Origin of the sequence: Microlunatus flavus (assembly GCF_900110855.1) — a bacterium.
Lineage (GTDB): Bacteria > Actinomycetota > Actinomycetes > Propionibacteriales > Propionibacteriaceae > Microlunatus > Microlunatus flavus.
The window spans coordinates 204,518-228,476 of sequence record NZ_FOFA01000004.1 but is presented as its reverse complement, the minus strand read 5'-3'; the positions used below and the strand labels follow the sequence as shown (position 1 = coordinate 228,476).

Annotated in this window: 21 protein-coding genes and 1 tRNA gene; 12 read left to right on the top strand and 10 right to left on the bottom strand. The window is 73.7% G+C overall.

Annotated features, from left to right (window positions below):
* Positions 1-8 precede the first annotated feature (8 nt).
* Positions 9-1,577 (bottom strand): MFS transporter, encoded by a 1,569-nt coding sequence (locus BMY04_RS11810; RefSeq protein WP_091180229.1) that lies wholly within the window; start codon positions 1,575-1,577, stop codon positions 9-11.
* A 168-nt stretch (positions 1,578-1,745) separates the two neighbouring features.
* Here BMY04_RS11810 and BMY04_RS11805 point away from each other — a divergent pair, with 168 nt between their 5' ends.
* The 8 genes from BMY04_RS11805 (at position 1,746) to BMY04_RS11765 (ending at position 9,685) form a co-directional block, all read left to right on the top strand.
* Positions 1,746-2,489, top strand: coding sequence for a GntR family transcriptional regulator (locus BMY04_RS11805; protein WP_232506309.1), 744 nt, complete (start codon positions 1,746-1,748; stop codon positions 2,487-2,489).
* Positions 2,486-3,097 carry a short chain dehydrogenase gene (locus BMY04_RS11800; protein WP_091180226.1) on the top strand — a complete coding sequence of 204 codons (612 nt, stop codon included), beginning with the start codon at positions 2,486-2,488 and terminating at the stop codon, positions 3,095-3,097. Before BMY04_RS11805 ends, BMY04_RS11800 begins: the two co-directional genes overlap by 4 nt.
* 1 nt (position 3,098) lies before the next feature.
* Positions 3,099-4,403, top strand: a complete 1,305-nt coding sequence (locus BMY04_RS11795; protein WP_091180223.1) for an NAD(P)/FAD-dependent oxidoreductase — start codon at positions 3,099-3,101, stop codon at positions 4,401-4,403.
* Between the two features lie 59 nt (positions 4,404-4,462).
* Positions 4,463-5,368: a dihydrodipicolinate synthase family protein gene (locus BMY04_RS11790; RefSeq protein ID WP_091180219.1), complete on the top strand. Its 906-nt coding sequence runs from the start codon at positions 4,463-4,465 to the stop codon at positions 5,366-5,368.
* Position 5,369: 1 nt separating this feature from the next.
* Positions 5,370-6,431 (top strand): proline racemase family protein, encoded by a 1,062-nt coding sequence (locus tag BMY04_RS11785; RefSeq protein ID WP_091180216.1) that lies wholly within the window; start codon positions 5,370-5,372, stop codon positions 6,429-6,431.
* Positions 6,432-6,609: 178 nt separating this feature from the next.
* Positions 6,610-8,100: a gamma-aminobutyraldehyde dehydrogenase gene (locus BMY04_RS11775; RefSeq protein WP_091180207.1), complete on the top strand. Its 1,491-nt coding sequence runs from the start codon at positions 6,610-6,612 to the stop codon at positions 8,098-8,100.
* On the top strand, positions 8,097-8,879 hold the full coding sequence (locus BMY04_RS11770) for an SDR family NAD(P)-dependent oxidoreductase (protein WP_198410106.1): 783 nt from the start codon (positions 8,097-8,099) through the stop codon (positions 8,877-8,879). Before BMY04_RS11775 ends, BMY04_RS11770 begins: the two co-directional genes overlap by 4 nt.
* A 41-nt stretch (positions 8,880-8,920) precedes the next feature.
* Positions 8,921-9,685, top strand: coding sequence for an SDR family NAD(P)-dependent oxidoreductase (locus BMY04_RS11765; protein WP_091180203.1), 765 nt, complete (start codon positions 8,921-8,923; stop codon positions 9,683-9,685).
* Between the two features lie 190 nt (positions 9,686-9,875).
* On the opposite strand, the gene BMY04_RS11760 is transcribed toward BMY04_RS11765, so the two are convergent.
* The 4 genes from BMY04_RS11760 to BMY04_RS11745 all read right to left on the bottom strand — a co-directional run bounded on the left by BMY04_RS11760 (position 9,876) and on the right by BMY04_RS11745 (position 13,707).
* Positions 9,876-10,904: an NAD(P)-dependent alcohol dehydrogenase gene (locus BMY04_RS11760; protein ID WP_232506307.1), complete on the bottom strand. Its 1,029-nt coding sequence runs from the start codon at positions 10,902-10,904 to the stop codon at positions 9,876-9,878.
* Positions 10,901-11,743 (bottom strand): iron-sulfur cluster assembly protein, encoded by an 843-nt coding sequence (locus tag BMY04_RS11755; RefSeq protein ID WP_198410105.1) that lies wholly within the window; start codon positions 11,741-11,743, stop codon positions 10,901-10,903. Before BMY04_RS11755 ends, BMY04_RS11760 begins: the two co-directional genes overlap by 4 nt.
* Positions 11,740-12,795, bottom strand: a complete 1,056-nt coding sequence (locus tag BMY04_RS11750) for an amidohydrolase family protein (RefSeq protein WP_198410104.1) — start codon at positions 12,793-12,795, stop codon at positions 11,740-11,742. Before BMY04_RS11750 ends, BMY04_RS11755 begins: the two co-directional genes overlap by 4 nt.
* Positions 12,796-13,017: 222 nt before the next feature.
* Entirely contained in the window at positions 13,018-13,707 is a 690-nt protein-coding gene (locus tag BMY04_RS11745; protein ID WP_091180199.1) for a GntR family transcriptional regulator, read from the bottom strand.
* A 106-nt stretch (positions 13,708-13,813) separates the two neighbouring features.
* Between BMY04_RS11745 and BMY04_RS11740 the strand changes: the two genes are divergently transcribed.
* Positions 13,814-15,874, top strand: a complete 2,061-nt coding sequence (locus BMY04_RS11740; RefSeq protein ID WP_091180196.1) for an FAD-dependent oxidoreductase — start codon at positions 13,814-13,816, stop codon at positions 15,872-15,874.
* Between the two features lie 145 nt (positions 15,875-16,019).
* Here the strand turns inward: BMY04_RS11740 and BMY04_RS11735 are convergent, their stop codons facing one another.
* From BMY04_RS11735 to BMY04_RS11725, 3 genes are all read right to left on the bottom strand, one after another.
* Entirely contained in the window at positions 16,020-17,456 is a 1,437-nt protein-coding gene (locus BMY04_RS11735; RefSeq protein ID WP_091180729.1) for an aspartate aminotransferase family protein, read from the bottom strand.
* 85 nt (positions 17,457-17,541) lie between these two features.
* Positions 17,542-18,477, bottom strand: coding sequence for an ornithine cyclodeaminase family protein (locus tag BMY04_RS11730; protein WP_091180193.1), 936 nt, complete (start codon positions 18,475-18,477; stop codon positions 17,542-17,544).
* A 5-nt stretch (positions 18,478-18,482) separates the two neighbouring features.
* Positions 18,483-19,703, bottom strand: coding sequence for an MFS transporter (locus tag BMY04_RS11725; protein WP_170854096.1), 1,221 nt, complete (start codon positions 19,701-19,703; stop codon positions 18,483-18,485).
* A gap of 104 nt (positions 19,704-19,807) precedes the next feature.
* On the opposite strand from BMY04_RS11725, the gene BMY04_RS11720 reads away from it, so the two are divergent.
* Positions 19,808-20,896 (top strand): proline racemase family protein, encoded by a 1,089-nt coding sequence (locus BMY04_RS11720; RefSeq protein ID WP_091180188.1) that lies wholly within the window; start codon positions 19,808-19,810, stop codon positions 20,894-20,896.
* Positions 20,893-22,062: an N-methyl-L-tryptophan oxidase gene (gene solA / locus BMY04_RS11715; protein WP_232506305.1), complete on the top strand. Its 1,170-nt coding sequence runs from the start codon at positions 20,893-20,895 to the stop codon at positions 22,060-22,062. Before BMY04_RS11720 ends, solA begins: the two co-directional genes overlap by 4 nt.
* 416 nt (positions 22,063-22,478) lie before the next feature.
* Here the strand turns inward: solA and BMY04_RS11710 are convergent.
* Positions 22,479-22,561, bottom strand: a tRNA-Leu gene (locus tag BMY04_RS11710).
* A gap of 130 nt (positions 22,562-22,691) precedes the next feature.
* On the opposite strand from BMY04_RS11710, the gene BMY04_RS11705 reads away from it, so the two are divergent.
* Positions 22,692-23,312 carry an ANTAR domain-containing response regulator gene (locus tag BMY04_RS11705; RefSeq protein ID WP_091180186.1) on the top strand — a complete coding sequence of 207 codons (621 nt, stop codon included), beginning with the start codon at positions 22,692-22,694 and terminating at the stop codon, positions 23,310-23,312.
* Between the two features lie 43 nt (positions 23,313-23,355).
* On the opposite strand, the gene BMY04_RS11700 is transcribed toward BMY04_RS11705, so the two are convergent.
* Positions 23,356-23,769 carry a hypothetical protein gene (locus tag BMY04_RS11700; protein WP_091180183.1) on the bottom strand — a complete coding sequence of 138 codons (414 nt, stop codon included), beginning with the start codon at positions 23,767-23,769 and terminating at the stop codon, positions 23,356-23,358.
* Positions 23,770-23,959: the final 190 nt, after the last annotated feature.

The window sequence follows — 23,959 nt, the reverse complement described above, 5'->3', positions numbered from 1 at the left end:
GCGACAACCTAGGGCGCCGAGGGGTCCGGGACCTGACGCCCGTCCTCGTGCGCCCTGACCGCGGCCCGCCGTCTCGCGCGACGGAGCTCGACCACGCTCAGCACGAGCGCCGCGCCGGAGAACACCAGGGACACCGCGAGGGCCGAGGTGACGGCCCCCGTGTACGGCCCGGGCCGACCGGCGGTCCCCGCTGCGGCACCGGCGCCGAGCGCCGCGACGAAGACGGTGCCGAGCACGGTCTGCCCGGTGGCCGAACCGACCCGCTGAGCGGTCTGCAGGACCCCGCCGGCGGCTCCTCCGCGGACGGGGTCGACCTCGGCGAGGGTGAGGGTCTGGTTGGGCGTGACGATCGACCCGCCGGCGATGCCGAGCGCGAAGAGCGGCAGCGCGAGCCGCAGGCCGACCTGGAGCGGGGTCACCACCGGGTCCAGCAGGAGGACGACGCCGATCACCGTGGTGGCGAGGAAGAAGACGAGGACGGCCCCGACGACGAGCGGACGACCGACCCGCTGCACCAGCCGGCCGGCGAGCGGGGCGCCGAGGACGGACCCGAGGGCGAGGGCGGTCACCCCGAGCCCGGAGTGCAGAGCGGTGAACCCGAGCCCGTCCTGGTAGTAGAGGGACAGCACCAGCGGGATCCCGGTGTTGCTGCAGAAGAACACCACCGCGAAGACCACGCCGGTGACGAAGGTCGGGACCCGGAACAGCCGCAGGTCCAGCAGCGGCCCGGCGTCCGCGCGGGTGAGGTGCGCCTCGCGCCGCACGAACATCAGCAGGAGGCCCGCGGCCGGGACGAGCAGCAGGAACAGCCGGACGTCGTGCAGCTGGTTGATCTCGACGATCGGGAAGAGCACGCAGAGCAGACCCGTGCCCAGGAGCAGCGCCCCGAGGAGGTCGAGCCGGCTGCTCGAGGCGGCGCGGGGGCGGACGACCGGCACCCACGCGCGGGCCAGCAGCACGGCGACCAGACCGATCGGCACGTTGATGAAGAACACCAGCCGCCACCCGTACTCGGGCCCGCCCGCGGCGATGAGCAGCCCGCCGACGACCGGTCCCAGGGCGGTGCCCACGCCGACGGTGAGGCCCAGCCGCCCGAACGCCCGCCCGCGTTCGGCCCGCGGGAACGTGTTCTGGATGAAGCCGGACACCTGCGGGCCGATCACTCCGCCGAACAGGCCCTGCACGACCCGCACCGCGATCAGCGCCCCCGGTGAGGGCGCCAGCCCGGCCGCCGCGCTGGCGACGACGAAGCCGGACACCCCGACGACGAACATCCGCCTCCGCCCGGTCGCGTCGCCCAGCCGGCCGCCGATCACGGGCATCAGCCCGAAGGCGAGGATGTAGCCGCTCACCACCCACTGCAGCTCCGTCGGCCCGGCGCCGGTCGAGCGTCCGATCGACGGCAGGGCGACGTTGGTCACGCTCACGTCGAGCAGGGCGCAGAACTGGCCCATGAGCATGACGAACAGGGCCCGCCAGCGTCGGGGGTCCAGCTCGTCGGTCGTCGCGGAGCCCGCAGGCGCCGTCGGTCCGCTCGACCGCGACGTGCCGGCGAGGTCCGTGTCGCCGTCCCGCATCCGAGCCTCTCCGGTCGGAAGGCCCGTCCGCCATCCGCTCCGTCCGCCCACGCTACGACGGGCGCCAACCGAGGACTCGGGCGAGCGGTGAGGCCTCGACCGCACCGACAGGGCACGTCGACGAGCAGTCCGTTGATTGTCAGACAATCGACTGCTAGCGTGCGGGCCATGATCACGTTGGGCGCCGCCGGCGGAGAGCGACGCCCGCTCGCACCCGTCGCGTCGGTCTCCCGGCGCGAGGCCGTGCTCGCGCAGATCCGCCGCGGCATCGTCGCCGGCGCGCTGCGGCCGGGGGACAAGCTCACCGAGCTGGCGCTCGCCGCCGACCTGCAGGTCAGCCGCGCCACCGTGCGGGAGGCGCTGGGTCAGCTCGCCCGCGAGGGCCTGGTCGTCTCCGAGCCCTACCGGGGCCTGCGGGTCGCCGACCTCGACGGGGCCGCGCTGCGCGACCTCGCCCGGACCCGCGCGGCCCTCGACGTGCTCGCGGCGCGCGACATCCTCGCCGACACCAGCGGTGCCCGGCTCGCCGCGGTCCGCAGGGCCTGGAGCGACTTCGAGACCTCGGCCTTCGACGCCGACCCCGTCGCCCGCCACGAGGGGCACCTCGCGTTCCACCGCGCCGTGTGGTCCGCCGCCGAGAACGTCGTGCTCGACCAGCTCTGGCCCGTCATCTCCGCGCACCTCACCATCGCGCTCGCGCAGGACCAGGCGGTGCGTCACGACCCCGACCGTGCGCACCGGCTGCACCGTGCGCTCGTCGACGCCCTGGAGAGCGGCGACGAGGCCCGCGTCGAGCAGACGTTCCGCGAGCACAGCATCACCAGCGCCGACGAGCTGATCGCCCTGCGCCGCCCGCCGGACGACGCGGACGGGGCCTCAGGCTCGGGGCACGACGAGAGGACCATCGCATGAGAACGCTCGTGATCGGCGCCACCGGCCTGGTCGGCGGCGCCGCGGCCGACGCGCTGGAGGCGTACGGCGACGAGGTGCTGAGGGCCTCGCAGAGCTCCGCCTTGGCGGTCGACGTGCTCGACGCCTCCTCGGTCGCCGCGCTGCTCGACCGGGTCACCACCGACGGCCCGCTCGACGCGGTGGTCTGCGCGGTCGGCTCCGTGCCGTTCAAGCCGCTCGCCGACCTGGGCGCGGAGGACTACCTCGCGGCCTACCGCGGCAAGGTCGCCAGCCAGGTCGACGTCACCCGGCTCGCGACGCCCCACCTCGTCGACGCCGGGTCGATCACGCTCACCACCGGCGTCCTCGCCCGCGAACCCATCCGGACCGGCGCCGCCGCCGCCCTCGCCAACGGCGCGGTCGAGTCGTTCGTCGTCAGCGCCGCGGCCGAGCTGCCGCGCGGGCTGCGCATCAACGCCGTGAGCCCGACCGTCCTCGTGGAGGCCACCGGCTACCACCCGTTCTTCCCCGGCTTCGCCCAGGTGAGCGCGGCCGAGGTCGGCCAGGCGTTCGTCAAGGCCGTCCACGGGGTGCAGACCGGCCAGGTCCACGCGCTGGACGGGCGCTGACGTGGCGGGCACCGGGACGCACGTCGTCGTGATCGGCGGCGGGGTCATCGGGCTCACCACCGCCTACCAGCTCGCCGTCGACGGGGCCCGGGTGACGCTCGTCGACGCCCGCCAGACCGGCCGCGGCGCCGCCGAGGTCAACGCCGGGTGGGTCTGCCCGGCCGAGTCCGCGCCGGTGCCCGGGCCCGGGATGATCAGCACCTCCCGGAGGTGGATGCTGCGCCGAGACAGCCCGCTCTACATCCGCCCCTCGCTGGACCCGCAGTTCGTCAAGTTCATGCTCGGCATGTGGCGCGCCTGCAACGGGCCCGCGCAGCAGGCCGGCTTCGAGGCCCACCTGCGGCTGGCCCAGAGCAGCGGGGAGGCGTACGACCGCTACCGCTCGGACGGACTGGACTTCGAGCTGCGCCACGACGGCCTGCTGATGGCCTTCCTCGAGGAGGAGAACCTCGAGCACCACCGCGGCCTGCTCGACCTCGCCCGGCGCTACGACCGTGAACCGCAGGTCCTCCTCGGCGACGACGCCCGCGCGCAGGAGCCGCAGCTCTCCGACCGCGTGCACGGCGCCATCTACCTGCCGCGCGAGGACCACCTCGACCCGCCCGCCCTGATGCGTGCGCTCCACCGCCGCCTGGTGGAGCTCGGCGTGACGATCCTCGAGGGCGCGCCGATCAACGGGGCGGAGCACGGGGCTGTGCCCGGCGGCGAGGGGCTGCGCACCATCGTGGCGGGGCAGGAGCGCGTCGGCGCCGACGCCTTCGTGCTCGCGGCCGGCGCCTGGACCGGGCCCATCTCGCGGCTCCTCGGCGTCCCGCTGCCCGTGCGCCCCGGCAAGGGCTACAGCATCGACGTCGAGCCGTTCGACCTGCGCAGCTCGGTCAACCTCTCCGACGCGAAGGTCGCGGTCACGCCCCTGACCCGCAACCTGCGCCTCGCCGGGACGATGGAGTTCGCCGGGCTGGACGAGGAGCTCAACCAGGTGCGCATCGGCGCCATCCTGCGCGCCCCGTCCGCGTACTTCCGGGACTGGACCCCGCCCGCCGGGCCGGTGACGCCGAGGGCGGGCATCCGCCCCATGACCCCGGACGGCATCCCCGTGATCGGCCGCCTCGGCGACCTCGCCAACACGTACGTCTCGAGCGGGCACGGCATGCAGGGCGTCACCCTCGGCCCGGGCTCGGCCCTCGCGCTCAGCCGGCTCGTGCTGACCGGCGAGACGCCCGACGTGCTCGTGCCCTTCGCGCCCCAGCGCTTCACCCGAGCGCTCGTCCGCAGGACGCCGACGCGGAGCCTCGTCTCCGCCTGACCGCCCGCCCCGCTCGACCCCCGAGCCCGACCCGACCCGTCGAACCCAGGAGAGCCGTAGTGCCCCGCAAGCAGGTCCACCTGACCGGCATCCTCGCCGCCGTCCCCACCCCGTTCAGCGCCGACGGCTCGGCCGTCGACGAGGACGCGCTCGTCGCGCTCGTCGACCGTCTCGTCGGCGCCGGCGTCCACGGCCTCGTCCCGTGCGGCACGACCGGCGAGTTCACGAGCCTCAGCCCCGAGGAGCACCGCCGCGTCGTCGAGCTGTACGTCTCCGCCGCGGCGGGGCGGGTGCCCGTCGTGGCGGGCGTCGGTTCGCTGACGACCGCGGGAGCCATCAGCCTCGTGCAGCACGCCGAGCAGGTGGGCGCGGACGCGGTCATGCTCGTCCCGCCCTTCTACGACCCGCTCGACCTCGCGACCCTCAAGGTGTTCCTGGCCGACGTCGCCGCGGCGACGAGCCTGCCGATCATGTACTACAACGTCCCGGGCGCCACCGGGATCCGGCTCGACGCCGCCCAGGTGGCCGAGCTGGGCGACATCGAGGGCGTCGACTACCTCAAGGACACCTCGGGTGACGCCGTCGCCCTGACCGACCTGATCGTCAGCCGCGGGTCGCGGATCAAGGCGTTCAACGGCTGGGACACCCTCACGTTCGCGGGCCTCGCGCTCGGCGCCGAGGCGTCGGTGTGGGGCGTCGCGGGGCTCGTGCCCGAGCAGGCCGTGGCGCTGTGGGACACCTTGGCCGTGAAGGGCGACCTGGGCGCGGCGCGCGAGCAGTGGCGCGACCTGTGGGCGCTGAGCTCCTACCTGGAGTCGGTGAACTACGTCGCGGGCGTCAAGGCTGCCCTCGAGGTCCTCGGCCACCCGGCCGGTCCCACGCGGGCCCCGGTGCAGCCGCTCTCGGCCGAGCAGCGCGCCGGGCTGGCCGCCGTCCTCGAGCCCTTCGTCGCGGCGCAGGCCTGAGATGCCCCGGCTCGAGCTCCAGACGATCGAGGCCCACGCCGAGGGCGAGGCCGGACGGGTCGTGATCAACGCAGCCGGCCTCGTGCACGGCGAGACCATGGCCGAGCGGTTCGCCTACTGCCGTGACCACCTCGACCACGTACGGCGCTTCCTGCTGCGGGAGCCGCGAGGGTTCCCGGGCCTCTGCGCGGTCTTCGTGCTGCCGCCCGTCGAGCCGGGCTCCGACCTCGGGATCATCGTGCTCGAGCAGGGCGGGTTCACGGCGATGTCGGGCAGCAACACCATCTGCACCGTCACCGCGGTCCTGGAGAGCGGCCTCGTGCCGATGGTCGAGCCGGTCACCCGGGTCCGCATCGACACCGCCGTGGGCCCCATCGAGGCCGAGGCGGGTGTCTCCGGCGGCAAGGTGCGCAGCGTCACCGTCGCCAACGTGCCGGCGTTCGTCGTCGGGCTCGACGTCCCGCTCGAGGTGCCCACCTTCGGGACGGTCGCGGTCGACGTCGTGTTCGGCGGCGGCTTCTTCGTCCAGGCACCCGCCGCGGCGCTCGGCCTCGAGATCCACCCGGACCGCGGCCGCGAGCTCACGCGGGCGGGTGCCCTGCTCAAGCTCGCCGCCCTCGAGCAGCTCGACGTCCGGCACCCGCTGAACCCCGACATCAACGCGGTCGGCAACATCATGCTGCACTCCGGCGACCGGCAGCCCGGCGTGCAGGACCGCAACGCGGTCGTCCTCACCCAGGGTCCGCTGCGCGCGGACGACCCCAGCACGTGGACCGGCGCGCTCGACCGCTCGCCCTGCGGCACCGGCACCTGCGGGCGGATGGCGGCCCTGCACGCCCGCGGCGAGCTGGCGGTCGGCGAGAAGTTCAGCCACCGCAGCGTCATCGGCACCGAGTTCGTCGGCGAGCTGACGGGGACGACGACCCTCGGCGCGTACGACGCGGTCCTCCCGACGATCACCGGCAGCGGCTGGATCACCGGCCGCTCGACGTGGGTCCTCGACGACACCGACCCCTTTCCCGCCGGCTTCAGCGTCGGCGACATCTGGGCGCCGGGGTTGTGAAGACCGCTCACCCGTTCCGGGCCCTTCGACAAGCTCAGGGAGCGTCTCCGGGCGAGCGCCAGTGGCGTGAGCAGGAAGCGCTCCCCGAGCTCGTCGAAGAGGCCGCAGAGGAACGCTCCCTGAGCTTGTCGAAGGGCCCCGAAGGGGTTGGCGTGACGACCGGAGACGTGGAGGACAAGTGAGCCAGTACATCGGTGGGAAGCGCCGGGAGGCGCTGACCGGAACCAGCGACGTGGTCCGCGACCCCTCGACCGGCGAGATGGTGGCCGAGATCAGCCTCGCGGGCGCCGACGACGTCGACGCCGCGGTCGCCGCGGCCCGGGCGGCCTTCCCGGCCTGGTCCGGCGCGACGCCGGGGGAGCGGTCGGCGGTGCTGCACACGCTCGCCGGGCTGCTCGAGGCCGAGGCCGAGGACCTCGCCCGGACCGAGAGCCGGCAGGCGGGCAAGCCGATCCGGCTGGCGCGCGAGTTCGACGTCCCCGGGACGATCGACAACACCGCGTTCTTCGCCGGTGCCGCCCGCACCCTCGAGGGGCAGGCGACCGCCGAGTACTCGGCCGACCACACGAGCTCGATCCGCCGCGAACCCGTGGGCGTCGTCGGCTCGATCGCGCCCTGGAACTACCCGCTGCAGATGGCCGCCTGGAAGGTCCTGCCGGCGGTCGCCGCCGGCAACACCATCGTGCTGAAGCCGTCGGAGCTGACGCCGCTGACCACGCTGCGGTTCGCCGAGCTGGCCACGCAGGCCGGCCTCCCCGACGGGGTCTTCAACGTCCTCACCGGGACCGGCGTCGACGCCGGCGCCCCGCTGCTGCGCCACCGCGACGTCGACATGGTCTCCTTCACCGGCTCGACCAAGGTCGGCCGCACCGTGCTCGAGGCCGCCGCGACCAACGCCAAGCGCGTCCACCTCGAGCTCGGGGGCAAGGCCCCGTTCGTCGTGTTCGACGACGCCGACCTCGACGCCGCGATCCAGGGCGTCGTCGCCGCGAGCCTGATCAACTCCGGCCAGGACTGCACCGCCGCGACCCGGGCTATCGTCCACCGCTCGCTCCACGACGCCTTCGTCTCCGGCGTCGCCGACCTGTTCGCGGCCGTGCGGCTGGGCCCGACCGACGACCCCGCCACCGACCTCGGCCCGGTGATCAGCACCGCCCACCGCGACCGGATCGGGGCGCTGGTCGACCGCTCTCGCGCGTACGCGAAGGTCGTCACCGGAGGCCAGGCCCCGGGCGGCGCGCTGGCGCGGGGCTCGTACTACGCGCCGACCCTGATCACCGACGCCGGCAAGACCACCGAGGTCGTGCGCGACGAGATCTTCGGGCCCGTGCTCGTCGTGCTGCCCTTCGACACCGACGACGAGGCGATCACGCTGGCCAACGACACCCCGTACGGGCTCGCCGCCTCGGCCTGGACCCGCGACCTCTACCGCGCGCTGCGCGCCACCCGGGAGATCCGCGCGGGCTGCGTGTGGGTCAACGACCACATCCCGATCATCAGCGAGATGCCGCACGGCGGGATGAAGGAGTCGGGCTTCGGCAAGGACATGTCGACCTACTCCTTCGAGGACTACACGGTGGTCAAGCACGTGATGTTCGACCTCACCGGGGTCGCGGCCAAGCCGTGGCACCGGACGATCTTCACCCTGCCGGAGGGCCAGGCGTCGTGATCAAGGACCCGCAGCCGTCCTCGGCGCGACGCTTCGTCGACCGGGTCTGCCTGGTCACCGGTGCCTCGGGCGGCATCGGGTCGGCGATCGCCCACCGGCTGGCCGCGGAGGGGGCGGTCGTCCAGGTCGCCGACCTCGACCCGGTCGCCGTCGGTCGTGTGGTCGAGGACGTCGTGCTCGCCGGCGGCCGCGCTGTCCCGCGCGTCTTCGACGTCACCGACCCCGGCGCCTGCGCGTCCGCCGTGGACGACGTCGTGAACGACCACGACCGCCTCGACGTGCTGGTGAACAACGCCGGGGTCAACCGGCGCGGCGCCCTGCTCGACCTCGCCCCCGAGGACTGGGACCTGACCTTCGCGGTGAACGTCGACGCCGTTGCGCACCTTTGCCGGGCCGCGCTGCCGGTCATGGTCGCCGCGGGGCAGGGGGCGGTCGTCAACACGGCGTCGCAGTGGGGCCTGCACCCGGCGCCGGGCCACGTCGCCTACAACGCCTCCAAGGCGGCGGTCGTGTCGCTGACGCAGAGCCTCGCGCGGGACTACGCGCCCGCCGGGGTCCGGGTCAACGCGGTCTGCCCCGGCGAGATCTTCACCCCGATGGTCGCGGCGAACCTCGCCCGCACCGGCCGGACCAAGGCCGACCTCGACGCGCTGGTCCCGTACGGTCGCGTCGGGTACCCCGAGGAGGTCGCCGCGCTCGTCGCGTTCCTCGCCTCGGACGAGGCGCCCTACCTCTGCGGTGCCGCCGTCGAGATCACCGGCGCGCAAGCAGTGGCCTGAGCCGTCGCCCGAGCGCCCCCGACCAGCCCGAGGAGCAACCCATGAGCACGCCGGAGCCCGACCGCGTCGTCCTGGTCACCGGAGGGTCGCGCGGTATCGGCCGCGCCGCCGTCCGCGCGCTGCACCGTGAGGGCGCCCACGTCGTCCTGCACCACCGCGCCTCCGCGGAGGCGGCGCAGGCCCTGGCCGACGAGCTCGGCGCCGGTACGGGACAGAGTCGGGTCCACGTGCTCCGGGCCGACCTGGCGCAGCCCGGCGAGCCCGAGCGGCTGTGGCGCGAGGCCGTGGCCTGGCGCGGCCACGTCGACGTGCTGGTCAACAACGCCGGGATCTACCTGGCCTCGCCCCTCGACGACGACGCCGCGTGGACCTCGGGCTGGGCGGACAACCTCACGGTCAACCTGCTCGCGCCCGCCGAGCTCTGCCGCCTCGCGGTCGCGCACTGGCGCGAGCCGGGTCGTGCCGGGGGCGGCATCGTCGTCAACGTCACCAGCCGCGCCGCGCACCGGGGCGACGACGCCGACCACCTCGCGTACGGGGCGGCGAAGGGCGGGCTGCAGTCGCTGACCAAGGGCATCGCCCGGGCGTTCGCGCGGGACCGGATCCTGGCGTACGACATCGCTCCCGGCTGGGTGCTCACCGACATGATGGGACCCGACGCCGACGCCCTCGCCGCGACCATGCCGATGGGGGAGATCACCCCGCCGGAGGACGTGGCCGAGGTGATCGCCTTCCTGGCCTCCGGCCGCGCCCCGCACACCAGCGGCGCGACCATCGACGTGACCGGCGCCGACTACGTCCGCTGACGTGCCCCCTCGCTCCGTCCCCCCTCCGCCCATCCCCTCCGAGCGCCCCTCCACCGCGCCGAGCGGTAGGTTGCCGCGAACTTCGGGTGCGAAAAGGCGCGGCAACCTACCGCTCGGCGGTCGGTGGGGCTCGGTGGGGGTCGGTGGGGGTCGGTGGGGGCCGGTGCGGGTCGTCCAGGAACGGGCGCGGTCAGGGAATCAAGATCGCCCGCCCGCGGACGCGTCCGTGGTCGAGGTCGTCGATGGCGGTCTGGAAGTCGTCCAGCGCGTACGTGCTCGTGTGGAGCTTCACCTTCCCCCGGGCGGCGAGCGCCATCAGCTCGACGAGGTCGTTGTAGGAGCCGACCAGGTTGCCGATGATGTTGATCTCCGTCGACACGATGTCGATCGTGGGAACGCTGATGTTCTCGCCGTAGCCGACCACGTAGTAGTTCCCGGCGCGCCGCAGCATCGCCACGCCCTCCGCCGTCGCGCCGCCTTCGCCGACGAAGTCGATCACCGCTTCGGCACCCTTGCCGCCAGTGATCTCGAGAACCTTCTCCACGTGGTCACCGTCGGCGAGGACGGTCTGGTCGGCGCCGATCTCGGCCGCCAGCGCGAGGGCGTCCGGGTTGCGGTCGACGACGACGAGCGTCGCGGCCGAGATCGCCCTCATGACCTGCACGCCGATGTGGCCGAGGCCGCCGGCGCCGATCATGACGCAGAAGTCGCCGGGGTGCAGCGCCCGAGCCGCCTTGGCCGCAGCGTGGTACGCCGTCAGCCCGGCGTCGGCCAGCGCCGCGACGGCGGCCGGCTCCAGGCTCGGGTCGAGTTTGACCACGCTGCGGGCGTTCGTGAGGAGGTAGTCGGCGTACCCGCCGTCCGTGTCGATGCCCGGGAACCGGCTGTTCTCGCAGTGCACGTCGTCGCCGAACCGGCACGCGCGGCACAGCCCGCAGGTCACCAGCGGGTGCAGGATCACCGGGTCGCCGACCGCCACGTTGGTGACGGCATCGCCGACCGCGTGCACCCAGCCGGCGTTCTCGTGGCCGATCGTGTACGGCAGCTGCACCTGCGACTTCTCGGCCCACTGGCCCTCGAGGATGTGCAGGTCGGTGCGGCAGACGCCGGCGCCGCCGATCTTGACGACGACGTCGAGCGGACCGCTCGGCGTCGGGTCGGGGACCTCGCTCATCTGCAGCTTGTCGTGGTAGCCGGTCACCTGGACGGCGCGCATCATCGCTCGCTCTCGGGGGTCGTGGGGTGGGAGTCGCGGAGGGTCAGGTCGGGGTCGTCGGCCCGGGCGGTCTGGTCGTCCCCCGAACCCGGGTAGCGGGTGCGCAGGAGGCCGCGGCAGAAGTGCGCGTTGCCGTCGATCGAGATGCGCGTGGTGCGCGCGAAGCGCAGCCGCAGCGGCACCTGGTCCTCGGGGATCGGCGCCCCGCGGTCGTCGACCATGACCAGGGCCTCGGGTGCGTTCGAGAAGCCCAGGTCGAGGCGCCGTCGCAGCAGCGCGTCGGTCGACGCGTCCTTCGGCAGGTCGCCGACCCTCAGGCTGTGCAGGTCCTCGACCGTACGCGCGCCCGCCCTGATCAAGGCCGAGCACGACCGCTCCATCGCGGCCGTGTGCGCCTTGCGGCGGAAGATCATCCGGAGCTCGTCGAGGCTGTCGTCGGCCTCGTGCGCGAACGTGCCCCGGTAGCCGCCGCCTGCTGCGAGCCCGGAGTTGATCTTCGTCGAGTCGTGGTGGTCGTCGAGGAAGATCGCGATCTCGCGGACCGCGTCGATCCGGCCGAGCGCGTCCTGCGCGTCGGCCGCCATCAGGTAGGCGAAGTTCGGCGCGCAGAAGGACGTCGGGAGCCGCAGGTGCACCTCGACGTCCACCCGGCCGTCGCCGACCTCGTCGATCCGCTGTTCGGACACGAAGCCCAGGTCGGTGATCGGCTCGTCGAGCTCGGGGTCCATGACGGTCCCGAGCGCCGCCCGCACGGCGTCGGCGACCACCCCGTCGTGCGGGCCGGGGGCACGGCCCGCACGCGGGTGGGACGACGGGGTGAGCGGGGAGTCGACCGCGGTCACGCGACCGGCACGCGCAGGTCCGGCGCCTCGGAGGCGACAGGCACCTCGTCCGGGGCGGCCCTGATCTGCAGCTCCTCGGGCACCGGGATGTCGTACAGGGCAGCGGCGTTGAGGCCGAGGATCTTCTTGCGCTGGGCGGTGGTGATCGGGGAGTACTCGGGCTGCATGTCCTCGGGGATCTGGAACTCCACGAACTGCTCGACGAGCCATTTCGGCGTCCACAGCGCGTAGTCGCTGGAGAAGAGGATGCGGTCCTCGCCGATCCAGTAGAGGAGCTCACCCATGATCTGCGCGAAGTAGCGCGGGCGGGTGTGCATGAAGGGGATCGCGACGGCCAGGCCGCCGTACACGTTGGGCTCCTGCGTCGCGATCCAGCAGAAGTCCTCGAGCCGCGGCAGGCCGACGTGCTCGACGACGAAGTTGAGGTCTGTGTAGTCGCTGGCGACCCCGTCGATGTCGGCGACGTCGAAGGCGTCGCGGTCGAGCGGGCGGATGGTCGGGCCCTTGTGGACGTGGATATTCTTGATGCCGAGCTCCTGGCAGAGCTCGAGATAGCGGCGCGACCAGGGGTCGGTCAGCTTGTAGCCGCGCGACTCGCCGTGCCACTCCGCGGTGTAGAGCTTGATGCCCTTGAGGCCGAAGCGCTCCGCGTCCAGCCGGAGCTGGTCGAGGCCGGCCTCGCCGTTGCGCGGGTCGTAGCAGTGGTTGTACGTGAGCTGGTCCGGGTGCTGCTGGGTCAGGGCCCACGCCTCCTCGGTCTGCCCGAAGCCGCGATGGTAGAACTCGCCGAGGTAGGCCGGCTGGAAGATCGCGTGGTCGACGTAGCCGTCGGTGAACAGGTCCTTCATCAGCCGGTCGGCGTAGTAGAGGTACTGCTCGTAGCTCCACAGCTCCGACGCCGGGCTGAGGTTGCGGTGGTAGTCGTAGAAGCAGTCGATGAACTGCTTGCCGTGGATGTTCCGCTGGTTCTCCGGACGGGCGTCCCAGAGCGCGATGTGCGCGTCCACCACGAAGTACTTCTCGCCGCTGTGCTCGTACAACTCGACCTCCATGTCGATGTCCGCGCTCTGCTGAGCGCTGAGCCGTCCAGCACCGGGGGGCGCACGCCCGACCCGGTGTGCTGGCGACCGGGGCGGCGGGTGTGACCTGCGTTACGAGCGACCGTAACCTGCGGCGATCGAAGCAGTCCAGAGCAGCACGCCGACTTTGGTCGCGCACGACAGGCCCGCGCGCGTCGTGAGCTGACGTCGGTGCGCGGGAGGTTCGGCGGGCGGTCAGCCGGCGGAGGGGGCGCCCTCGTCGAGCAGGGCTCGGATCCGCTGCTGCGCCGACTCGAGCGACTCGCGGGTGACCGCCACGGCGGCCTCCGCGTCGCTGGACTCGACAGCCTCCAGCAGCCGCCGCTGCGTCGCCCACGCGCCCTCGTCGGGCCCGGCCGAGCCGGCCCCGTCCGCGCCGAGCAGCTTGAACGCGCGGCAGCGCTGCCACAGGTCCTGCACCAGGCCGAGCAGGACGGGGTTGCCGCCGGCCGCGTAGAGGACGGTGAGCAGCTCCTCGTCGCGGTCCAGGGCCTCGCCGACGCGACCGGCACCGACCGCCGCGCGCATGCCGTCGTACGCCGCCCGCATCCTCCGCACGTCGGTGGCGGTCACACCCGCGCAGCCCAGGCGGGTCGCCTCGACCTCGAGCAGCAGCCGGGTCGTGTAGACGTGGCTCAGCTCCGCCGGGGTGAGGTCCGCGACCACGGCACCGCGGTGGGGGACGCGGACCACGAGGCCGTTCTGCTCCAGGCGGCCGATGGCCTCGCGCACCGGCATCGGGCTGGTGCCCAGCTTGGTGGCCAGGTCACGCAGGCGCAGCCGCTCGCCGGCGCCGATCTCGCCGCTGCGGATCGCCTCGCGGATCGCTCCGTAGACGCGGTCCGTGAGCAGCGAGGGCTCGCCGAGCGGCGCCAGGGCGGTCATGGGAGAGAGCGTACTCCGAGAGGCTTGCTTCTGATATGTGATCACATCTAGAGTTCGGCGTGCCGCGCCGATCGACCGCGCGCCCGCCGCGTCCGGAAGGTCCGACATGACCGTGCACGACCTGATCGCCACCTCGCCCGGCGCGACGCGCTGGCCGACCCTCTTCTCCCCGGTCCGGCTCGGCCGGCGCACGGTCCGCAACCGGATCACCTCGACCCCGCACTCGACCGGCTGGGGCCACGACGGCCTGCTGACCCAGGCCGAGGTCGACTACCACGTGCGCAAGGCAGCGGGCGGCGTCGGGCTCGTGATGACCTTCGGGTCCGCCTCGGTCGACCCGGAGAGCGCGGCCTCGTACGGCTCGATCTCGCTGTGGGACCCGCGCAACGACGACCTGCTGCGCCAGCTCGCCGACCGCGTCCACGAGCACGGCGCGCTGATCATGTCGCAGATGACGCACATGGGCCGCCGGGGCAACTCGTTCTACTCCGGCGTGGCGCTGAAGGCGGCGTCCGACCTGCCCGAGGGCGTGCACCGGGAGGTCCCGGCCGTGCTCACCGAGGCCGAGATCGGCGTGCTCGTCGACCGCTTCGGGCACGCGGCCCGTCGGCTGCAGGAGCTCGGCTGGGACGGGGCGGAGGTGACGTCGCACGGCGGCCACCTGATCGAGCAGTTCTACGACCCGAACGTCAACGACCGCACCGACCGCTACGGCGGCAGCGTCGAGAACCGGCTGCGCTTCGGCCGCGAGGTGCTGGCGTCCGTGCGCGCCTGGACGTCGGAGGAGTTCGTGGTCGGGTTCCGGATGTCGGCGTACCACGGGCTGCCCGAGGGCACCGGCATGACCGACGACGACCTGGTCGAGGTCGCCCAGGCGCTCACCGCCGGTGGCGCGGTCGACCTGCTCAGCATCTCCGGGGGAACCGGCTACTCGATGCGGAGCAGCGCGGTGTTCGTGCCCGGCGACGCCGTGCACGAGAACGTCAACGGCGCGCACGCCGGACGGATGCGCCGCGAGACCGGCGTGCCGGTCGTGGTGGCCGGGCGGATCCTCGACGCCGACACCGCCGAGCGTGCCCTGGTCGAGAACGGCGTCGACCTCGTGGCCATGACCCGCGCGCTGATCGCCGACCCGCGCCTGCCGGTGACCTCCGCGACCGGGGGCGACCCGCGGCCGTGCATCAGCCTCAACGAGGGCTGCATCGGACGGCTCTACCAGGGCCGGCCCATGTGGTGCTCGGTCAACCCGGGCATCCGGGAGCCGGAGGTGGACGACGTGCCCGCCCGGCCCGCGGACGACCTGCCGGAGCCGCGGCTGGTGGTGCTGGGCGGCGGCGTCGCCGGCGCCGAGGCCGCGTACCGGGCCGCCGAGCGGGGCCGCCGGGTCACCCTGATCGAGCGCGGCGACCGCATCGGCGGCCGCGCCGCGCTGGCCGGGACCCGCAAGGGTCGTGAGCGCTGGGACCTCTACCTGCGCTGGCTCGAGCGCCGGCTCGCCGAGACCGGCGTCGACGTCCGGCTCGGCGTCGACCCGAGCGCCGCGGACGTCCTCGCGCTCGACCCCGACGCCGTCGTCGTGGCCACGGGTTCGGTGCCGCGCTGGCCCGACTGGGTCGACGGGGCGCCGACGGCGGTCGTCGACGCTGACACGGTCGTCGCCAAGACACCGCTGCCCGACGGGCCGGGCCAGGTGGCCCTCGTCGTCGACGACGAGGGCGGGTTCGTCGCGCCGACCGCGGCCGAGGCGCTGGAGGAGGCGGGCTGGACCGTCCGCATCGCCACGAGCCTGGCCTCCGTCGCCGCCGAGGTCGACGACACCCAGGTCTGGTGGGTGCGCCGCCGGCTCAAGCAGAAGGGGATCGAGCTCATCGACACCGTCGTGCCGACCCACGACGGCACGTCGTGGTCGCTGCTCGACCTCGAGTCCGACCTCGCTCGCCCCGCCGGCCGGGTCGACCTGGTCGTGCTGGCTGGCGTACGCCGCTCCGCCGACCGGCTCAGCGACCTGCTCCGCCGCGAGCGGCCGGGCCTGAAGATCGTGCTCGTCGGCGACGCCCTCGCCCCGCGGCACCTCCTCGACGCGGCCGCCGAGGGCGCCCGCGCCGGGGCCGGCTGGCCCAAGCCCGAGGTCTCCGCCGAACCGCCCGCCGTCGTCGGCGCCGGCTAACGCCGACCAGCTCGAGTCACCGGTTTTTCACGTTCACGTGAAAGACCTCGACTTCACCCAGCAGATCTGCTGGGTGAAGTACCGGAGCTTCACGTGAACGTGAAACTCCTGAGGTCCGAGGTGAGCGCCGGGTGGGACAGGTGCGTCAGGGGCGGAAGGCCGTGAAGGCCTCGTCGTAGATCGCGAGGGCGCGGGCGACCTCGTCGTCGGTGACGTTGATCGGCGGGACGACGTGGATGCGGTTGTCCGTGGCGAAGGGCAGCAGGCCGCGGCTGATGAGGTCGGACTTGAGGGCGGCGACCGTCGGCGTCGGGAGCGGCTCGCGGGTCTCCGGGTCGGCGACGAGCTCCAGCGCCCAGAACACGCCGGTGCCGCGGACCTCGCCGATGACGTCGTGCTTGGCGCCGAGCTCGACCAGGGCCGGGCCGAGCACGTCGGCGCCGATGCGCCTCGCGTTCTCGACCGCGCCCTCCTCGGCCATCGCCCGCTGGGTCGCGACGATGCTCGCCGCGGCGAGCGGGTGGCCGGAGTAGGTGAGGCCGCCCGGGAAGACCCGGTCGTCGAAGGCGTGGGCGATGTCGGAGGAGATGATCACGCCGCCGACCGGGACGTAGCCGGAGTTGACGCCCTTGGCGAAGGTGATCAGGTCGGGGCGGACGTCGTGAGCGTCGAACGCGAACCACTCACCCGTACGCCCGAAGCCCGCCATCACCTCGTCGAGGATCAGCTTGATGTCGTAGCGGTCGCAGATCGCGCGGACGCCCGACAGGTAGCCGGGCGGGGGCACCATGATCCCGGCGGTGCCGGGCACGGACTCGAGCAGGATCGCCGCGATGCTCTCCGGCCCCTCCGCCTGCACGGTGCGCTCGAGGTGGTGCAGCGCGCGGGCGCACTCCTCCTCGGGCGTGGAGGCCCAGAACTCGCTGCGGTAGAGGTAGGGGCCGAAGAAGTGCACGTGGCCGGTGGCGTGCTCGTTGGGGATGCGGCGCCAGTCGCCCGTCGCAACGATCGCCGCGCCGGTGTTGCCGTGGTACGAGCGGTAGCGCGACAGCACCTTGGTGCGGCCGGTCACGAGGCGCGCCATGCGGATGGCGTTCTCGTTGGCGTCGGCGCCGCCGTTGGTGAAGAAGACCTTCTCGAAGCCCTCGGGCGCGCGCTGCAGGATCAGCCGGGCGGCCTCGGCCCGGGTGGCGTTCCCGTGCGCGGGGGCGACGGTCGCGAGCGTGCCCAGCTGCTCGGTGATCCCGGCGATGATCTTGGGGTGCTGGTGGCCCATGTTCGTGAACACGAGCTGGGTGGAGAAGTCGAGGTAGCGGTTGCCGTCGTGGTCCCAGACGGTCGTGCCCTGGCCGCCGGCCAGGGGGAGGGGCTTGAGCCCGCCCTGCTTGGACCACGAGTGGAAGACGACCGAGGCGTCGTCGGCGCCGACCTCGGCGTTGGAGCGGCCGTCGGCCTGCGCGCCGGTGGCGGGCCCGGCGTCCTGCGGGCCGGTCGGCTGCTGGCCGTCGGGCTGCTGCGCGTCGGTGGCCGCCGCGTCGGCGTGCTCGACCAGGGTCTCGTTCGCGGTGCTCGTCAGGCTCATGTCGTCCATTCTCGACCTCGGGACCGACGCGGATGCGTGCGGGCTCGGACCAAGGTTGTCAGACAATCAGCAGGCGGGCAACGCGTCAGCGGTACGCGTCCAGGACCGCCTCGGCCACGACGAGGTCCTGCCAGGCCATGCCGCTGCCCTTGAACAGCACCCGGCCGCTGCCGACGGGCGCCTCGCCTCGCGCGACCGCGGCGAGCGGCACCAGGTCGCGCTCGAAGACCGCGCCGACGTCGACGGCCTGGACGACGTCGCCGCACTCGCGCAGCGCCGTCGCCACGTCCTCGACGACGACCGTCGCCGAGCGGGTGTACGCGATGTCGACCTCGGCGGCCTCGGGCTCGTGCGACCCGACCGCGGCGACGAGCACCGGGCGATCGGCGCCGAGGAGGCCGGGGTCGAACACCGGCGTCCGGGCCGTCGTCGCGCACACCACGACGTCGGCCGTGCCGAGCGCCTCGGCGACGCGCGGGTCGTCGGAGGCGAGCAGCCCGGCTGCGGCCGCGGGGCCGGTCGTCGGGAGCGTCACCGCGTCCGGGCGCCGGACCACGAACGTCACCGTGCCGAGCGGCACCTCCGCGGCCAGCGCGTCGACGTGCCCGACGCCCTGCGGTCCCGCGCCGAAGACGACGACGTCACGGGGGGAGTCCTGGGCGCGCAGCCACGGCCGCAGCGCCACGACGCTCGTGGCCGGCGTGCGCAGCGTGGTCAGCGCGGTGCCGTCGAGGGTCGCGACCGGCTGCATCGTCGTCGCGTCGAAGAGGACGTAGACCGCGCCGATGCGCGGCAGCCCGCGCTCGGCGTTGCGGGGCGCGACGCCGACGAGCTTGGTGCCGACGTGGCGCGCACCGGCCGCCGGCATGATGATCAGCTCGCCCGCGGGCACGTCGACGAACGAGCGCGGCACGCCCTTCGCCGGGTCGAGCCCGTCGCGCAGCGCCTGCTCCAGGGCGTCCGCCGCGGCCGCCGGGCCGAGCGCCAGGACGGCCGCCTCGTCGAGGTGGGGAAGGGTCACGCGGCTCAGACTTCCACGTACGCGTCGCGGCCCGCGAGCAGCGACACCAGGAGCTGGACGAGGTTGACGACCACCACGCCGACCAGCACCGCGCTCCACGTCCCGGTCGCCTGGAACAGCGCGCCGGCGCCGATCGGGCCGATGATCCCGAGCAGGTAGCCGATGCTCTGCACCATGCCGGAGAGCCGGGCGGCGTCGGCCGTGGTGCGGCTGCGCTCGGCGACCAGCGAGAGCGCCACCACGAGCGACGCCCCGCTGCTCAGGCCGCCGACGACCAGCCACCCCAGGTCGAGCGCCGGTAGCAGCAGCAGGCCGGTCATCGAGATCGCCATCCCGAGGCTGACGCCCACGCCGGCGAGGCGGTGGTCGCGGCGCCCGCGCATGGCCAGCGAGACGAGCAGGCCGCCGGCGATGCCCGTCGCCTGGAACAGGAACAGGTGCCAGCCCGCCGCCACCGGGCCGACGCCGCGGGCCACCTCGATGCTCGGGAGCCAGGTGACGAGCAGGTAGAAGAAGATCGCCTGCGTCCCCATGAAGGCGGTCACCTGCCAGGCCAGCGGGGAGCGCCACATCGAGCGGCCCCGGCCCGTCCGGCCCTCGCCCGGCCTCGGCAGGACCACGGCGACGGGGACGGGCACGTCGCGCTCGTGGCGCCGGAGCCGGGGCAGCCAGGCGAGCAGCGCCAGCACCCCGACCACGCCCCAGACCGCGATGCCGACGCGCCAGCCGCCGCGCTCGCCGATGGGCAGGGCCAGGCCCGACGCCAGGGCGGCGGACAGGCTCAGCGTCGCGGTGTACGCGCCGGTCATCAGGGGGACCTCGCGCGGGAAGTCGCGCTTGACCAGGGCCGGGACGAGCACGTTGCACACGGCGATGCCGGCACCGAGCGCGATGGTGCCCGCCCACAGCGTCACCGTCTGGCCCGGCAGCGAGCGCACCACCGTCGCGAGCAGCATCACCGTCGTCGCGGCGAAGACCGTGTGGTCGGGCCCCCACCGGCGGCTGAGCAGCTGCACGAACGGCGACACCCCGGCGAAGGCCAGCAGAGGCACCGAGCCCAGCAGGCCGAGCGTCGACGGGCTGAGGCCGGTGTCCTGCGCGACGAGTCCGAGCACCGGGCCGAGCGCGGTGAGGGTGGGACGCAGGTTCGCCGCGACGACGAGCAGGCTGAGGCCCAGCACGAGGGTCGACAGGCCGCGGGCGGTGGGGGGAGCGGCCGTGGTCACCGGTGCAGTCTGGCCGAACCGTCGCGGTAGCGTCCGGAGCCTCGGGGGGCGAGACGGACCCGGGACGGACACGGCACGGCCGTGAGGTCGGCGGAGAGGTCGCGATGCGCTGGAGCCAGGTGCTGAACGTGGTCGACGTGCACTGCGGGGGCGAGAACGCCCGCGTGGTCACCGGCGGGATCGGCGACGTCCCCGGCGAGACGATCTTCGACAAGCGGGCGTACCTCACCGAGCACCGCGACGAGCTGCGGCTCCGGCTGCTGCAGGAGCCGCGCGGGAACGTGATCAACAGCGCCGACTTCGTCCTGCCGTCGCGCCACCCCGAGGCGCAGCTCGGCTACGTGATCGCGGAGTCGACGGAGTACCCGGTGATGTCGGGCAGCAACACGATCTGCGTGACCACCGCGCTGCTCGAGACCGGGATGCTCCCCATGGTCGAGCCGGTCACCCACCTCACCCTGGAGTCGGCGGCCGGGCTCATCCGGGTGGAGTGCACCTGCGCCGACGGCAAGGTCACCTCCGTCCGGTTCACCAACCAGCCGGCGCTGACCTACCACCTCGACGCGCCCGTCGAGGTCGCCGGGCTCGGCACCGTCGCCGTCGACGTGGCCTGGGGCGGGATGGCGTACGTGCTCGTCGACGCGGCGACGCTCGGCTTCGGCATCACGCCGGACGAGGGGCGCGACCTCTGCGTGGTCGGTGAGGTGATCAAGCTCGCCGCGGCCGAGCAGCTGAGCGCCGTGCACCCCGAGCATCCCGAGTTCCCGGGCATCACGAACTTCGAGTGGACCGGCCCGCTCTCGCGGACGCCGGACGGCGTGCTGACGGCCGCGAACGCCGTCGTCGTCAGCCCCGGGCGCCTCGACCGCTCGCCCTGCGGCACCGGCACCTCCGCGCGGCTCGCCGTCATGCACGCCCGCGGCCTCGTCGAGGTCGGCGAGGACTTCGTCCACACCTCGATCATCGGCTCGCGGTTCGACAGCCGGATCGAGTCGCTCACCACCGTCGGCGGCGTCCCCGCGGTCGTCCCCAGCGTCGCCGGGCAGGCGTGGATCACCCAGCTCTGCCAGGTCGGGGTCGACCCGACCGACCCGTTCCCGCAGGGCTACGCCCTCGCCGACACCTGGGGCGCGGCCCCGCCGTCGCCGCTCGCGGCCCGGCTGGTCGCGGCCGCGCAGGGAGGCCGCTCGTGACCACGACCGACCGGCACGCCGACGTCATCGTCGCCGGGCTGGGCTCGATGGGCTCGGCCGCGGCCCACCAGCTCGCCGCCCGTGGCCTCTCCGTCCTCGGCCTCGAGCGCTTCTGGCCCGCGCACGACCAGGGGTCCGGGCACGGTGAGACCCGGATCGTGCGGCAGTCCTACTTCGAGGGGCCCGCCTACGTGCCGCTGCTGCGGCGCGCGTACGAGGGCTGGCACCAGCTGCAGGAGGACAGCGGGCGCGACCTGCTCACGCTCTGCGGCGGCCTCTACGTCGGCGACCCGGACTCGAAGATCTTCGCGGGGGCGAAGCGGTCCGCCGAGGCGTACGGGCTGGCCCACGAGGTGCTCGACGCCGACGCGATTCGGGCACGGTTCCCGGCGATGGACCCGGCCGAGCACGCGCTCGGGCTGTTCGAGGAGAACGCCGGCTTCGTCCGGCCGGAGGAGACGATCCTCGCGAACCTCGACCTGGCCGCGCGGCACGGCGCCGAGCTGCGCTACGACGAGCCCGTCCGTTCCTGGCGCGCGACGCCCGGCGGCGGCGTGGAGGTCACCACCGACCAGGGCACGTACGGCGCCGACCGGCTCGTCGTCGCCGCGGGCGCCTGGGCCCCGCGGCTGCTCACCGACCTCGGCCTGGCCCTGCGCGTCGAGCGGCAGGTCGTCTGCTGGTTCACGCCGGACTTCTCGACGGTTTCGTACGAGCACTGGCGCGACCTGCCGGTCTACATCGAGGAGACCGACCACAACCGCGACATCTACGGCTTCCCGATGGTCGACGGGCCCGCCGGCGGGCTCAAGCTCGCCTTCTTCAACACCTTCGCCCAGGCCGACCCGGACGCCGTCGACCGCACCACGACCGAGGTCGAGACCGAAGCCACCCGCGCACGGGCGCGGCAGCTGTTCCCGCACCTCACCGGCCCGCTGGTCAAGGCGATGACCTGCCTCTACACCACCTCGCCCGACCGCGACTTCGTCGTCGGCCCGCTCCCCGAGCACCCGCAGGTCGTCGTGGCGTCGGTCTGCTCCGGCCACGGCTTCAAGTTCGTGCCGGTGATGGGCGAGATCCTCGCCGACCTCACGATCGACGGCCGCACGCCCCACGACATCACCCTCTTCGACCCGACCCGCCCCTCCCTGCGCGTCCCCGCCTGAACGCGAGCGGGGTCCGAGAGCGGGGCCCGGGCGCACCGGTGCTCTGCGCGAGACCGAGCGCGAACCCGATCGGAGTCTGGGGGACGAGGGGTGCGACGCGCCGACGCAAGCGGCCGACGGGCCGTGCGGCGCGGGGCTGAAGGGACCCAAGGTGGGCGACCGGACAAGCCGGTGCCGCGTGCCGGTGAGGGAGCAGCGAAGTGCCGGTCTCAGGTGGACGGCGCCCCGTCCGGGTGGGTCGGGCGTTTGCCGCCGTGCGGAGCGTGCGGAGCACAGCGGCGAGGGCGGGACGGGGCGCGGTCCACCTGAGGCCGGAGCCTCGCCGCGGAGGTGCGTCAGCGCCAGGGAATCGCGAGGGCGGGGGCGGGAGCGACCGTACGAGCCCGGCACGCAGGGCGACCCACGCACGAACCGGGTGCCGGGGAGGGGATTCGAACCCCCAAGTCCTTTCGGACAGACGGGTTTGAGCCGTCCGCGTATGCCTTTCCGCCACCCCGGCCCCCACCCACCACGTACGGGCGGGAGCGTCGGCCAGTGTCCCACACGGCCGGCCGCGCGGGCCCTGCTCGCGGGAGGGCTGCGGTGGTCGAGCCTCGGGCCCGTAACAAACGACTCGTTAGAGTGTCGCCGTGACAAGCGCAGACACTCCAGCGTCGGAGACCGCCCCCACCCGTGTCGTCGTGGCCGAGGACGAGGCGCTCATCCGCCTCGACCTGGTCGAGATGCTGACGGAGGAGGGCTACGAGGTCGTCGGTCAGGCGGGCGACGGCGAGGCCGCCGTGGAGCTGACCACCGAGCTCCGGCCGGACCTGGTGGTGATGGACGTCAAGATGCCCAAGCTCGACGGCATCAGCGCGGCGGAGAAGATCGCGACCGACCGCATCGCGCCCGTCGTGATGCTCACGGCCTTCAGCCAGCGCGAGCTGGTCGACCGCGCGCGGGCGGCCGGGGCGATGGCGTACGTGGTGAAGCCGTTCGGCAAGGCCGACCTGATCCCGGCGATCGAGATCGCCAAGGCGCGGTTCGCGGAGATCAGCGCGGTCGAGGCGGAGGTCAGCGACCTGACCGAGCGGCTCGAGTCGCGCAAGGCGGTCGACCGGGCCAAGGGGATGCTGCAGACGGGCCTCGGGCTGACCGAGCCCGAGGCGTTCCGCTGGATCCAGAAGACGGCGATGGACCTGCGCAAGTCGATGCGCGAGGTGGCCGAGGGCGTCATCGAGCACGGCGCGGGCGGGGCGAAGAAGAAGTAGCCCGGTCCAGGGCGCCCGTGGAGGGCGCCCCGGACCGTTCGCGTCAGACGCGCCGCAGGCGCACCACGGCGACGAGCAGCCAGACCACGCCGGTGGTCAGCAGCATCGCGCCGGGGATGTGGACGTAGAGCGAGTCGTAGCCGCCGAGCGCGGCCTGCAGGAAGCCGAAGGCGAACACGACGGCAGCCAGCGCGGCCAGCCCGAGGCTCACGACGCCCTGGCGCCACAGCACGACGGCGGCGATCGCGGCCAGCCCGCTGACCACGTGCAGGACGATGGCGCCGGCCGCGTGGCCGGTCTCCGCCCCCTCCGAGCCACGGGGCAGGAGCTGCCCTGCCGTCACGAACTGCCAGAGCACGACGACCGCGGCCAGCGCGGCGAAGACGCGGAGCGCCGTGACGAGCCCGCCCGCGGGTCGGGTGGCGCTGCGGGTCGGGGTGGGCGAGGTGGTGGTCATCAGGCTCTCTCTTCTCTTCGGGGGCGGCAGGCCGGCAGGCGACCCGCCTCATGCTGTTCGGCCGGCCGGCCGTGGAGGACGCACCTCGGCGTACGCCGTTCCTCAGGGCCGACGCTAAGCCCGGCGGGCTCGGCGCGGCAGTGGACGATGGTCGTAGCCCTTCCGGGCAGGGCTTGCGGCGGGAGCTCCG

Excerpts from the sequence above, each read along its gene's own strand:
- BMY04_RS11810 (WP_091180229.1), bottom strand. The coding sequence starts at position 1,577 with ATGCGGGACGGCGACACGGACCTCGCCGGCACGTCGCGGTCGAGCGGA.
- BMY04_RS11805 (WP_232506309.1), top strand. The coding sequence starts at position 1,746 with ATGATCACGTTGGGCGCCGCCGGCGGAGAGCGACGCCCGCTCGCACCC.
- BMY04_RS11800 (WP_091180226.1), top strand. The coding sequence starts at position 2,486 with ATGAGAACGCTCGTGATCGGCGCCACCGGCCTGGTCGGCGGCGCCGCG.
- BMY04_RS11785 (WP_091180216.1), top strand. The coding sequence starts at position 5,370 with ATGCCCCGGCTCGAGCTCCAGACGATCGAGGCCCACGCCGAGGGCGAG.
- BMY04_RS11765 (WP_091180203.1), top strand. The coding sequence starts at position 8,921 with ATGAGCACGCCGGAGCCCGACCGCGTCGTCCTGGTCACCGGAGGGTCG.
- BMY04_RS11760 (WP_232506307.1), bottom strand. The coding sequence starts at position 10,904 with ATGATGCGCGCCGTCCAGGTGACCGGCTACCACGACAAGCTGCAGATG.
- BMY04_RS11750 (WP_198410104.1), bottom strand. The coding sequence starts at position 12,795 with ATGGAGGTCGAGTTGTACGAGCACAGCGGCGAGAAGTACTTCGTGGTG.
- BMY04_RS11745 (WP_091180199.1), bottom strand. The coding sequence starts at position 13,707 with ATGACCGCCCTGGCGCCGCTCGGCGAGCCCTCGCTGCTCACGGACCGC.
- BMY04_RS11740 (WP_091180196.1), top strand. The coding sequence starts at position 13,814 with ATGACCGTGCACGACCTGATCGCCACCTCGCCCGGCGCGACGCGCTGG.
- BMY04_RS11735 (WP_091180729.1), bottom strand. The coding sequence starts at position 17,456 with ATGAGCCTGACGAGCACCGCGAACGAGACCCTGGTCGAGCACGCCGAC.
- BMY04_RS11720 (WP_091180188.1), top strand. The coding sequence starts at position 19,808 with ATGCGCTGGAGCCAGGTGCTGAACGTGGTCGACGTGCACTGCGGGGGC.
- BMY04_RS11700 (WP_091180183.1), bottom strand. The coding sequence starts at position 23,769 with ATGACCACCACCTCGCCCACCCCGACCCGCAGCGCCACCCGACCCGCG.